Genomic DNA, 11,764 nt, shown 5'->3' on the forward strand with positions numbered 1-11,764 from the left:
CCGCTTGGTTGTTTGCAGCAGAGGCGCGAGGCTCGCTGCGCGAACATCTAAGAGGGCACTGTGCAACTGACGGAACTGATTGAAACCACGGTCGTGGGACTCGGCTACGAGCTCGTCGATCTCGAGCGCACCGGGCGCGGCATGTTGTGTATCTATATCGACCAGCCGGCCGGCATTGCGATCGAAGACTGCGAGAAAGTCACGCGTCAGCTCCAGCACGTTCTGACGGTCGAAAATATCGATTACGAGCGGCTCGAAGTCTCGTCGCCTGGTCTCGACCGCCCGCTGAAAAAACTGGCGGACTTTGAACGCTTCGCGGGCAGCGAGGCGGTTATCACACTGAAAAAGCCATTCGACGGACGGAAATCGTACCGGGGCATTCTGCATGCTCCGCAGGGCGAAACGATCGGTCTGGAATTTGAAGGAAAAGAAGGCGCCGCGATGCTCGATTTCACGCTCGCGGACATGGACAAGGCGCGCCTTGTTCCAAAAGTTGACTTTAGGAGCCGCAAACAATGAGTCGCGAAGTGTTGATGCTGGTGGATGCGCTGGCACGCGAGAAGAATGTCGATAAGGACGTGGTATTTGCCGCGCTCGAAGCGGCTCTCGCTTCGGCCTCCAAGAAACTCTTCGAAGAAGATGCGGACATCCGCGTCCATATCGACCGTGAAAGCGGCGAACACGAAACGTTTCGCCGCTGGAAAGTGGTGCCGGACGAAGCCGGTCTGCAGGAACCGGATCAGGAAATCCTGTTGTTCGAGGCGCGCGAGCAGCAACCCAGCATCCAGCTCGACGAGTACATCGAAGAGCCGGTGCCGTCGATCGAATTCGGCCGGATCGGTGCGCAGGCCGCCAAGCAGGTGATCCTGCAGAAGGTGCGCGACGCGGAGCGCGAGCAGATCCTGAACGACTTCCTCGAGCGCGGCGAGCACATCATGACCGGCTCGGTGAAGCGCCTGGACAAGGGCAACTTCATCGTCGAATCGGGCCGCGTCGAAGCGCTGCTGCGCCGCGACCAGCTGATCCCGAAGGAAAACCTGCGCGTGGGCGACCGCGTGCGCGCGTACATCGCGAAGGTCGATCGCACCGCGCGCGGTCCGCAGATCGAGCTGTCGCGTACCGCGCCGGAATTCCTGATGAAGCTGTTCGAGATGGAAGTGCCGGAAATCGAGCAGGGTCTGCTGGAGATCAAGGCGGCCGCCCGCGATCCGGGCGTGCGCGCGAAGATCGGCGTGGTCGCTTATGACAAGCGCATCGATCCGATCGGCACCTGCGTCGGCATTCGCGGTTCGCGCGTGCAGGCCGTGCGCAACGAGCTCGGTGGCGAAAACGTCGACATCGTGCTATGGTCGGAAGACCCTGCCCAGTTCGTAATCGGCGCGCTCGCGCCGGCAGCCGTGCAGTCGATCGTCGTCGATGAAGAAAAGCACTCGATGGACGTCGTCGTCGACGAGAACGAACTGGCGGTCGCAATCGGCCGCAGCGGCCAGAACGTGCGACTCGCCAGCGAACTTACCGGCTGGCAGATCAACATCATGACGCCGGATGAATCTGCGCAGAAGCAGAATCAGGAACGCGGCGTCCTGCGCGACCTGTTCATGGCGCGTCTCGATGTCGACGAAGAAGTCGCCGACATCCTGATCGACGAAGGCTTCACGAGTCTCGAAGAGATCGCCTACGTGCCGCTCAACGAAATGCTCGAAATCGAAGCATTCGACGAAGACACCGTCCACGAACTGCGCAACCGCTCGCGCGACGCGCTGCTGACGATGGCGATCGCGAATGAAGAGAAGGTCGAAAACGTCGCACTCGACCTGAAGAGCCTGGACGGCATGGACGCCGACCTGCTCGCGAAGCTGGCCGAACACCAGGTGCAGACGCGCGACGAACTCGCCGAGCTGGCCGTGGATGAACTGGTCGAGATGACCGGGATGGAAGAGGATGCCGCTAAGGCGTTGATCATGAAAGCACGTGAACACTGGTTCCAGTGAGAAATGACCATGGCGCACTGAATTGAACGCGGCCGCGAGGCCGCATGACCCGATGCTAACCGCAAGGAATCGGTCCTTGCATTAAGAGGAATGAATGGCGAGTAACAACGTAGCCCAATTTGCCGCGGAACTGAAAATGCCTGCAGGCGTGCTGCTTGAGCAGCTGCAGGCAGCGGGCGTCCAGAAGGCGAGCGAAGACGACAACCTGTCCGAGGCGGACAAGGCGCGTCTGCTCGATCACTTGCGCAAGTCGCATGGCTCGAACGATGCCGACAAGCGCAAGATCACGCTGACGCGCCGACATACGTCGGAGATCAAGCAGTCCGATGCGACGGGCAAAGCTCGCACCATTCAGGTCGAGGTGCGCAAGAAGCGCACGTTCGTCCGCCGTGACGAAACCGTCGCGGAAGGCGGAGACGCATCGAATCATGTGGCCGAAGGCGCGGATGTCGAAGATCTCGAACTGCAGCGCCGTGAGGAAGAAGCGCGTCACGAAGCCGAGCTGCTCGAAAAGCAGGCTCAGGAACTGAAGGCGCGTCAGGAAGAGCTCGAACGCGAAGAAGCGGAGCGTCAGGCACGCGAACGCGCGGCCGAAGCCGAGCGTCAGCGCGCGGAAGACGAAGCGAAGAAGCGCGCGGCGGCGGCAGCCGAAGCGGCGGCTCGCGAAAAGGCTCAGCAGGCGGCGGCGCAAGCCGCGCAGCCGGCCGCGGAAGCCAAGGGCAACGAGCAGGACGAAGAGCGCGCGGCAGCCGAGCGCGCCGCGCAACGCGAAGCCGCGAAGAAGGCCGAAGACGCTGCGCGTCAGGCGGCCGACAAGGCGCGCGCCGAGCAGGAGCAGATCGCCAAGCGCCGTGCGGCGGCGGAAGCCGAAGCGCGCGCGATTCGCGAAATGATGAACACGCCGCGCAAGGCGCAGGTGAAGGCGCCGGAACCGGCACCGAAGCCCGCCGAGCCGGCCAAGGCCGCCGAAGCCAAGGGCACGCTGCACAAGCCGGCGCGTCCGGCAGGCGAAACGTCGGCACGTCCGGCCGCGAAGAAGCCGGCTGCGGCGGCTCCGGCCTCCACGGCTGCGCCGTCCGCTGGCGACAAGAAGAAGCCGGGTGCGGGCAAGGGCAGCTGGCAGGACGACGCAGCGAAGCGTCGCGGCATCAAGACTCGCGGCGACAGCAGCGGCGGTGTCGATCGTGGCTGGCGCGGTGGTCCGAAGGGCCGCGGCAAGCATCAGGAACAGTCCACCACGTTCCAGGCGCCGACCGAACCGATCGTGCGTGAAGTGCACGTGCCGGAAACCATCACGGTTGCCGATCTCGCGCACAAGATGGCGGTGAAGGCGTCGGAAGTCATCAAGTCGATGATGAAGCTCGGCCAGATGGTCACGATCAACCAGATGCTGGACCAGGAAACGGCGATGATCATCGTCGAGGAACTGGGCCATCGCGCGGTCGCGGCGAAGCTGGACGATCCGGAAGCGATGCTGGTCGAAGGCGAAGTGAGCGACGCGGAAGCGTTGCCGCGTCCGCCGGTCGTCACGGTGATGGGTCACGTCGACCACGGCAAGACCTCGCTGCTCGACTACATCCGTCGCGCGAAGGTTGCCGCCGGTGAAGCGGGCGGCATTACGCAGCACATCGGCGCTTATCACGTCGAAACGCCGCGTGGCGTGATCACGTTCCTCGACACGCCGGGTCACGAAGCCTTTACGGCAATGCGTGCCCGCGGTGCGAAGGCAACGGACATCGTGATTCTGGTGGTGGCCGCCGACGACGGCGTGATGCCGCAGACCAAGGAAGCGATCTCCCACGCGAAGGCCGGCGGCGTGCCGCTCGTCGTCGCGATCAACAAGATCGACAAGCCGGACGCGAATCCGGAGCGCGTGAAGCAGGAACTCGTCGCGGAAGGCGTCGTGCCGGAAGAGTACGGCGGCGACTCGCCGTTCGTGCCGGTGTCGGCGAAGACCGGCGCGGGCATCGACGATCTGCTCGAAAACGTGCTGCTGCAGGCCGAAGTGCTGGAACTGAAGGCACCGGTCGAAGCGCCGGCCAAGGGTCTCGTGATCGAAGCGAAGCTCGACAAGGGTAAGGGTCCGGTTGCAACGATCCTGGTCCAGTCGGGTACGCTCAATCGCGGCGACGTCGTGCTGGCAGGCAGCGCCTACGGTCGCGTGCGGGCTATGCTCGACGAAACCGGCAAGCCGACCAAGTCCGCTGGTCCGTCGATCCCGGTCGAAATCCAGGGTCTGTCGGAAGTGCCGCAGGCTGGCGAAGAAGTGATCGTGATGCCGGACGACCGCAAGGCGCGTGAAGTTGCGCTGTTCCGTCAGGGCAAGTTCCGCGACGTCAAGCTGGCGAAGCAGCAGGCCGCGAAGCTCGAGAACATGCTCGAGCAGATGGGCGAGGGCGAAGTGCAGTACATGCCGCTGATCGTCAAGGCCGACGTGCAGGGTTCGCAGGAAGCGCTGGTGCAGTCGCTGCAGAAGCTGTCCACCGACGAAGTGCGCGTGCAGATCGTGCACGGCGCGGTCGGCGGGATCAGCGAGTCGGACGTCAACCTCGCGACGGCGTCGAAGGCGGTCATCATCGGCTTCAACACCCGCGCGGATGCGCAGGCTCGCAAGCTCGCGGAAGCCAATGGCGTCGATATCCGCTACTACAACATCATCTACGACGCAGTGGATGAAGTGAAGGCGGCGATGTCGGGCATGCTGGCACCGGAGAAGCGCGAAGTCGTGACCGGTACCGTCGAAGTGCGTCAGGTCTTCAAGGTGCCGAAGGTCGGCGCGGTGGCCGGCTGTATGGTCACGGACGGTTTCGTCAAGCGCTCGTCGTCGGTGCGCGTGCTGCGCAACAACGTCGTCATCTTCACCGGCGAGCTCGATTCGCTGAAGCGCTTCAAGGACGACGTGAAGGAAGTCCGTCAGGGCTTCGAGTGCGGTATGTCGATCAAGAACTTCAACGACATCGTCGAAGGCGATCAGTTCGAAGTCTTCGAAGTCACCGAAGTCGCGCGTACGCTGTAATTCATGCAGCACTGAACAACGGGCGGAACGGGCTTGACGCCCGCTCCGCCCGTTTTGCATCCGTCATCACGGAGCACATAACACCATGACCAAGAAACGTTCTTCCCCCAACCGCAACGTGCAGATCGCCGATCAGATCCAGCGCGACCTCGCCGAGCTGCTGCGCGAAGTCAAGGATCCGCGTATCGGCATCGTTACGTTCCAGAGCGTCGAGCTGACGCCTGACTACGCGCACGCGAAGGTCTACTTCACGACGCTGACCGGCGACCCGCAACAGACGCTCGAGGCGCTCACGCACGCGGCCGGCCATCTGCGCAATCTGCTGTTCAAGCGCCTGCACATCCATACGGTGCCGACGCTGCATTTCCACTACGACAAGACGATCGAGCGCGCCGTCGAAATGTCGCGTCTGATCGACGAGGCGAATTCCACCCGCGCGAAGGAAGACTGAGCGTTTGCCGCGCCGCGCCGTGAGCGTGTTCAGCAACGCGCGGCGCCGTTGTTCGTATCCATCGAAGAAGTCTTTGCCTCACTGACATGACCGCACCTCAACGCCCCCGCGTGCCGCGTCGCGCGCTCGACGGCGTGCTGCTGCTCGACAAGCCGCTCGGCCTGTCGAGCAACGACGCGCTGATTCGCGCCAAGCGTCTCTATCTGGCGAAAAAGGCGGGCCACACCGGCACGCTCGACCCGCTTGCCACCGGTCTGCTGCCGCTGTGTTTCGGCGAAGCCACCAAGTTTTCGCAGGACCTGCTCGAAGCCGACAAGACCTACGAGGCTACGATGCGCCTCGGTATTCGCACGACCACCGGTGACGCCGAAGGCGAAGCGCTCGAGACGCGCGCCGTTGACTGCGACGAAGCTGCGGTGCTAGCCGCGTTGCCACGCTTTATCGGTGAAATTACCCAGGTGCCGCCGATGTATTCGGCGCTCAAGCGCGACGGCAAGCCGCTGTATGAATATGCGCGCGCGGGCCAGACGGTCGAGCGGGAAGGGCGCCAGATCACCATTCATGCGCTCGAGCTGATCGCGTGCGCGCTGCCGGACGTGACGTTTCGCGTTACGTGCAGCAAGGGCACCTATGTGCGCACGCTCGCCGAGGACATCGGCGAGGCGCTCGGTTGCGGCGCGCATCTGGTCGCGCTGCGTCGCACCGGTGTGGGCGCGCTGACGCTCGACGGTTCGGTCACGCTCGACGCACTGTCCGACGCGACCGAAGCCGAGCGCGATGCGTGGCTGAAACCGGTCGATGCATTGCTGTCGACGTTCCCGCAGGTGAACCTGAGCGACGACGACACGCGCCGCTTTCTGCACGGTCAGCGCCTGAAGCTGTCGACGCTGGCAATTACCGCCGACGCGGCGAACGCCGCGCGGGTCCGGGTGTATTCGGCGCAAGGACGGCTGCTCGGCGTGGCGAAGCCGGGCGAGGGTGTTCTGGCACCCGAGCGCCTCGTCGTGACCGCCGAAAGCTAAACACCACGCGCGGGCTCATCGTCTGGCTCAGATTGGGCGCAACAAAAAAGCGGGATCGCCTTCATAGCGATCCCGCTTTTTTTTATGCTGAGGCGGAAAGTTGGACTAAATCCGCTTCACTGAACAGCCAACGCGCTCAATGCGCCGCAGCCGCCGCCGCACCCGCATCGCCACCGCCCGCGCGTTCCGGCCGCGTGATCCAGATCAGCGCGATCAGCGCGACAAAGATGCCGGCCGAGATAAAGAACAGATCGTTCACGCCGAGCTGCGCGGCCTGCTGCGTGACCATCGAGTTGAACAGACCGTATGCCTGCGGCTGACTGTAGCCCGCGGCGCCCATCTGATGAATCGATTGCCCGAACACCGGGTTGTACGCGTTCGCCTGCTCGGTGAGCTGCGCGTGATGCATGATCGTGCGGTGGTCCCACGCGGTCTGGAAGATCGACGTGCCGATCCCGCCGCACATGATCCGCACGAAATTCGACAGCCCCGACGCCGCCGGAATCCGATGGCCCGGCAAGCCCGACAACGTGATCGACACGAGCGGAATGAAGAAGCCCGCCATGCCGATGCCCTGAATCAACGTGGGCAGCATCAGCGAGCGAGTGTCGACGCCCGTCGTATAACGCGAGCGCATCCAGAAACTCAACGCGAAGATCAGGAACGCCAGCGTCGCGATATAGCGCGGATCGGTGCGCGGCAGAAACTTGCCGGTCACCGGCGACAGCAGAATCGCGAACACCCCGACCGGCGCCATCACCAGACCGGCTTCGGTCGCGGTGTAGCCGATATCGGTTTGTAGCCACAGCGGCAACAGCACCAGATTGCCGAAGTAAAGCCCGTAACCGACCGACAGCGCGATTGTGCCGCCGGTGAAATTGCGCCGGCTGAACAGCGACAGGTCGACCACCGGATGCTCGGCCGTCAGTTCCCAGATGATAAAAAACGCCAGCGCGATCACCGCGACGAGGCCGAGCACGACGATCGTCGTCGACGAGAACCAGTCGAGGTCTTTACCCTTGTCGAGCATCACCTGCAGCGAGCCGACCCACACGATCAGCAGAGCGAGACCGACTCCGTCGATCGGCGCTTTTCTGATCACCGAATCGCGGTTGCGGAAGATCGCCCAGGTGGCGGCCGCCGCGGCCGCGCCGACCGGAATGTTGACGTAGAAGATCCACGGCCACGAGATGTTGTCGGAAATCCAGCCGCCGAGAATCGGACCGGCGACCGGCGCGATCAGTGTGGTCATCGCCCACATCGATAGCGCCATTGGCGCCTTCGCGCGCGGATAGCTGGCGAGCAGCAGCGTCTGCGACAACGGAATCATCGGGCCGGCGACCGCCCCTTGCAGCACGCGGGACGCGAGCAGGAACGGCAGGTTCGGCGACAGTCCGCACATCCAGGACGACAGCACGAACAGCAGGATCGACGCCATGAACAGCCGCACCTGACCGACCCGGTCGGTGAGCCAGCCGGTCAGCGGCACCGAGATCGCGTTGGCGACCGCGAACGACGTGATCACCCACGTGCCCTGGTCGGACGACACGCCCAGGTCGCCGGAAATCGACGGAATCGACACGTTCGCGATCGACGTGTCCAGCACGTTCATGAACACGGCGAGCGACACCGCGATGGTGCCGATCACCAGTTGCGCGCCCTCGAGCGGCGGATGAGGGGCTTGCGCCTGAGCCTGAGCCATTAAAAATGCCTTCTATTGATCGTCCAGGCCGCTTAGCTCTTCGCCGCCGGCCTGGCCGCGGCCGCGCCGGTTTGCGTGGACTTCGGCGTCGCGCCGTTCGCGCCCGCGTTTTCCGCGATGATGCGGGCGATGACCGCGTCGGCTTCCGCGCCGTACTTGTCGAACACGTTGGTCTGGTAGGCGGTGTTCGACGCGTTGCCGAGCTGGCCGCCGGTATCGTCCTTGATGTTCACGTCGGCCTGCATCGACAGACCGATACGCAGCGGATGCTTCTCGAGTTCCTGCGGATCGAGCGCGATACGCACCGGCAGACGCTGCACGACCTTGATCCAGTTACCGGTCGCGTTCTGCGCCGGCAGCAGCGAGAACGCCGACCCCGTACCCGCCGAGAAGCCGACCACCTTGCCGTGATACGGCACCGACGAACCGTACACGTCGGCGGTCAGTTCGACCGGCTGGCCGATCCGCATATGCTTGAGCTGCACTTCCTTGAAGTTCGCGTCGACCCACACGTCGTGCAGCGGCACGATCGCCATCAGCGGCGTGCCCGGCGACACGCGCTGGCCGACCTGCACCGAGCGCTTCGCGACATAGCCGGTGACCGGCGCCGGCAGCGTGTTGCGTGCGTGATTCAGGTACGCGTCGCGGACCTTCGCGGCGGCGGCCTGCACGTTCGGGTGATCGGAGATCGTGGTGTTCGCGGTCAGCGCGTGATTCGCGGCGAGCTGCTGCCTGGCGGCGTCGAGCGCGGCCTGCGCGGACTTCACCGTGTCGCGGGCGTGCGAGATTTCTTCCTGCGAGACCGCGCCGGTCTGCGCGACCGCCTGGCGGCGCTTCAGGTCGTCCTGGGCGCGCGACAGATCGGCCTGGCGGGCGACCACTTGCGCTTCGTACTGGCTGTCGTCGGCGAACAGGCCGCGCACCTGGCGCACCACCTGGGCAAGATTCGCTTCGGCCTGTTCGAGCGCGACGCGCGCGTCGGCCGGATCGAGCACGACGAGCGGATCGCCGGCCTTGACGATCTGCGTGTCGTCGGCGTTCACCGCGATCACGGTGCCGGTGACCTGCGGCGTGATCTGCACGACGTTGCCGCTCACATAGGCGTCGTCGGTGTCTTCGTGGAAGCGCGCGACGAGGAAGTAGTACAGGCCGTAAGCGACCGCGGCGATCAGGATCACGATGACGAGCAGCGTCATCATGCGCTTGCGTTTGCCGTTATTCGCCGCTTGCGGTGGAGTAGCGGGCTGCTGGGGGGTGCTCATTGATGTGCTCCGGGTTCTTTTGAACGTCGTCGTTTATTCGGGTATTCGGGCTGTGCGGCAGAGGGCGCGGGCTCGCTCAGTTCGACGCGGTGCGCGCGGCCGGCGCCGATGCCGGGGCGTCGGTCGGCACCACGAGGCCGGTTTGCGTTGCGTCGAAGCCGCCGCCCAGTGCCTTGATCAGGCTGATCTGCAGACTGCGGCGACGCATCTGCAGGCCCGTCACCGTTTGCTCGGCGGCGAGCCGGTTTTCGTCCGCGGTCAGCACCTGCAGCTGCGGCGACAGGCCGGCCTTGTAGCGCACCACGGCAAGCTGGTACGCCTTGGTCGACGCATCGAGCGCGCGCTGCGCGTCGCCCGCCTGGCGATCGATCGAGCGGATCGACGAGACTTGCGTCGACACGTCCTGCAGCGCGTTGATCAGCGTCTGGTTGTAGTTCGCGACGTCGAGGTCGAAGTCGGCGTAGCGGCCTTTCAGTTGCGAGCGCAGCGCGCCGGCGTCGAAGATCGGCAGATGGATCGCCGGGCCGAACTGGATCTGACGGCTCGATGCGGTCAGGAAACGGCCCCAGCCGAACGCGTCGAAGCCGAAGCCGGCCGCGAGGTTCACGTCCGGGAAGAACTCGGCCTTCGCTTCCTTCACGTCGTGCATTGCGGCTTCGACCTGCCAGCGGGCGGCGACGATGTCCGCGCGGCGCGACACGAGATCCGCGGGGATGTTGTCGGGCAGCGCGACCGAGTTGCCGCCGCCGAGCGTCGGCTTGTCGATCTGCAGGCCGCGGTCCGGCCCCTTGCCGAGCAGCGCGCCCAGCTGGTAGCGCACGACGGTGATCTGGCCGTCGAGGTCGGTCAGGTTCGACTGGCTGGTCGCGATATTGCCGGTCGCGGTCTGTTTCTCGACGTTGGTGTCGAGACCGGCGCCGACGCGGTCATTGGTAATGCGGCCGATGTCCTGGCGGTTCGCGATCTCGTGCTGGGCGATGTCGCGGAACGCATACAGCTGCGCGAGCTGGTTGTAGGTGCTCGCGACCGATGCGGCGAGCGTCACGCGCGCCTGCTGCATGTCGGCCTCGGCGGCCATTTTCTGCGACACGGCCTGGCCGAGCCGCTGACGGTTCTTGCCCCACAGGTCGAGATCCCACGACGCGCTCGCGAGCACGTTGTTTTCGCTATACCAGGTGCCGCCGTACGGGGGCGGGAACAGCGCATTCTCGGAGTACAGCTCGCGGGTCCACGAGTACTTGAAGTCGGCCTTCGGGAACAGCGCGGAGCGCGAGCTTTCGATATACGACGACGCCTTCGCGAGCCGCGCCTGAGCCTGCGCGATCGACGGGCTGCCGTCGAGCGCTTCGGCGATCAGTTTGGACAACTGCGGGTCGCCGAACTGGTCGGCCCAGTCGAGCGACGGCCACTGGCCGCCTTCGCCCGGCAGGCTGCGGGTCGACTCGTACTGCGTCGGCGCGGCGATCTGCTTGTCGCTCTTCACGCCGAAGTAGTTCGCGCACCCCGTGAGGGCGAGCGCTGTCACCGCGGCGGCGACAGCGGCCCGGCTCGACAGCGCGGGCGCGGACAGGGAAAGGGATTTCATCGTTCGACTCTTTGAGTGGAATGTAATGATGGACGCAGCAAGTAATTTCTTACGATTTGCTGTCGACACTGCCTGCGGCGTCACGGGCAAGGCCCGTCTGTTCGCCGGAATTGACGAGCACGCGGCGCAGCATGCTTTTGAGAAACCCCACTTCCTCGGGGGTGAAGCCGTTCAGCAGGCTATCGAGCACGCCATTGAAAATGCCCGGCATGCGGGCGGCGATCGCGTGGCCTTCCGGGGTCAGGGCGAGGCGCACGACGCGCCGGTCTTCGTTGCTGCGCACCCGGGTGAGCAGGCCGCGCTTCTCGAGCCGGTCGATCAGCCGCGTGACGGCGCTGGCGTCGATCCCGTATTCGCGGGCGAGTTCGGCGGCGAGCAGGCACTTGCCGCTGGCCACCATGAACAGGATGCTGCCTTGCTGACTGGTGATGCCGAGTTCGGCCATGCTGCGCTGCGTGACCAGATTCGACATCGTGGATTTCACTCGTGAGAGCAGATAGCCGACGCTTTCGCCAAGCTGATACTCGCTTAGGTCCGGCGTGGGTTCGTTGGACGGCTCCGTCATGATTCTCGTGCGAATGCAATGGTTGACTAGGCAGTAGTATAGTCGGCTGTTGGTTGACGCGACAAGCGTTATTACAGCTTAGGCAAGGATTTTTTCGCGCTTGTGCAAGAAAGGGTGCGGATCGCATAAAACGCGGTGGGGCGTGGCTTCGCGGGGTCTCGCAGCGGGGC

General features: G+C 64.5%; 9 protein-coding genes. 5 read left to right on the forward strand and 4 right to left on the reverse strand.

What is annotated here, in order from left to right; genetic code table 11:
- The first annotated feature begins 60 nt into the window (after positions 1-60).
- The 5 genes from rimP (at position 61) to truB (ending at position 6,480) form a co-directional block, all read left to right on the forward strand.
- Positions 61-519 (forward strand): ribosome maturation factor RimP, encoded by a 459-nt coding sequence (rimP, locus tag BTH42_RS08710; RefSeq protein WP_062123533.1) that lies wholly within the window; start codon positions 61-63, stop codon positions 517-519.
- A complete protein-coding gene (nusA, locus tag BTH42_RS08715; protein WP_075297946.1) occupies positions 516-1,991 on the forward strand; it encodes a transcription termination factor NusA in 1,476 nt (491 codons plus the stop codon). The genes rimP and nusA overlap by 4 nt, the downstream gene beginning before the upstream one ends.
- Before the next feature lie 94 nt (positions 1,992-2,085).
- Positions 2,086-5,007, forward strand: a complete 2,922-nt coding sequence (gene infB / locus BTH42_RS08720; protein ID WP_075297948.1) for a translation initiation factor IF-2 — start codon at positions 2,086-2,088, stop codon at positions 5,005-5,007.
- Positions 5,008-5,092: 85 nt separating this feature from the next.
- On the forward strand, positions 5,093-5,458 hold the full coding sequence (rbfA, locus tag BTH42_RS08725) for a 30S ribosome-binding factor RbfA (RefSeq protein ID WP_075297950.1): 366 nt from the start codon (positions 5,093-5,095) through the stop codon (positions 5,456-5,458).
- Positions 5,459-5,544: 86 nt separating this feature from the next.
- A complete protein-coding gene (gene truB, locus BTH42_RS08730; protein ID WP_075297952.1) occupies positions 5,545-6,480 on the forward strand; it encodes a tRNA pseudouridine(55) synthase TruB in 936 nt (311 codons plus the stop codon).
- Positions 6,481-6,616: 136 nt separating this feature from the next.
- Here truB and BTH42_RS08735 read toward each other — a convergent pair whose 3' ends face one another.
- The 4 genes from BTH42_RS08735 to BTH42_RS08750 all read right to left on the reverse strand — a co-directional run bounded on the left by BTH42_RS08735 (position 6,617) and on the right by BTH42_RS08750 (position 11,594).
- A complete protein-coding gene (locus tag BTH42_RS08735) occupies positions 6,617-8,182 on the reverse strand; it encodes a DHA2 family efflux MFS transporter permease subunit (RefSeq protein ID WP_075297954.1) in 1,566 nt (521 codons plus the stop codon).
- A 32-nt stretch (positions 8,183-8,214) separates the two neighbouring features.
- Positions 8,215-9,444, reverse strand: coding sequence for an EmrA/EmrK family multidrug efflux transporter periplasmic adaptor subunit (locus tag BTH42_RS08740; RefSeq protein ID WP_075297956.1), 1,230 nt, complete (start codon positions 9,442-9,444; stop codon positions 8,215-8,217).
- Between the two features lie 76 nt (positions 9,445-9,520).
- Positions 9,521-11,029 carry an efflux transporter outer membrane subunit gene (locus tag BTH42_RS08745; protein ID WP_075297958.1) on the reverse strand — a complete coding sequence of 503 codons (1,509 nt, stop codon included), beginning with the start codon at positions 11,027-11,029 and terminating at the stop codon, positions 9,521-9,523.
- Positions 11,030-11,078: 49 nt separating this feature from the next.
- Positions 11,079-11,594: a MarR family winged helix-turn-helix transcriptional regulator gene (locus tag BTH42_RS08750; RefSeq protein ID WP_075297960.1), complete on the reverse strand. Its 516-nt coding sequence runs from the start codon at positions 11,592-11,594 to the stop codon at positions 11,079-11,081.
- Positions 11,595-11,764: the final 170 nt, after the last annotated feature.

The sequence above is a fragment of the Burkholderia sp. SRS-W-2-2016 genome (assembly GCF_001931485.1).
GTDB lineage: Bacteria > Pseudomonadota > Gammaproteobacteria > Burkholderiales > Burkholderiaceae > Paraburkholderia.